This window comes from Neisseria sp. P0021.S007, from assembly GCF_051956855.1.
The window spans coordinates 1-549 of the sequence record NZ_JBQCXA010001013.1; the positions used below are offsets into that span (position 1 = coordinate 1).

The window sequence follows — 549 nt, forward strand, 5'->3', positions numbered from 1 at the left end:
TATTTTTATTATAAAATAGCCATTTATGCGCCGATTTGTCCGTATGGAAATTAATTTGCGCTTACGGGCGTTTCTATGTTAAACAAAGAAGTTGAACTCACACAATAATATCGATAGTTACATCATGAAACATATTAAAAAACACATTCAATGCGCCGTTCTCGGCATGCTGGTATTGTCCGGCTGTCAATCGTATCAGGAAGATCAAAGCCGTCGCAGTAAAATGGCTCAATTCGCGCTTAACCATCCCGTAGCCGCCCAAGTTATCGGCATGGAAGACGAAGGTTTAATCAATATGACCAGCAATGCCACACGCTTTGCCGAGCGTTCAGGTTTGGATGACAAAGCAAACGGCGACAGCAGGGGAACACAAGTCAATGCCGTACGCCAAGCATTGTGGCAGGCGGCGATTGCTTCCAAATTCGACAGCATTATTGCAGAAAAAGCAGGTAATGCGCGTCTGACGGATATGGAATTGCGTGAAGGTAAAGATGACTACTTCAGCCGCTACCTTGCCGACCAAGCGGTTGATCAGCGCAACAACCGTAT

At 45.4% G+C, this 549-nt stretch carries 1 pseudogene; it reads left to right on the forward strand.

What is annotated here, in order from left to right:
* Positions 1-124: 124 nt before the first annotated feature.
* A pseudogene (locus ACTHUR_RS17255) lies at positions 125-549 on the forward strand (hypothetical protein); the annotation flags it as partial.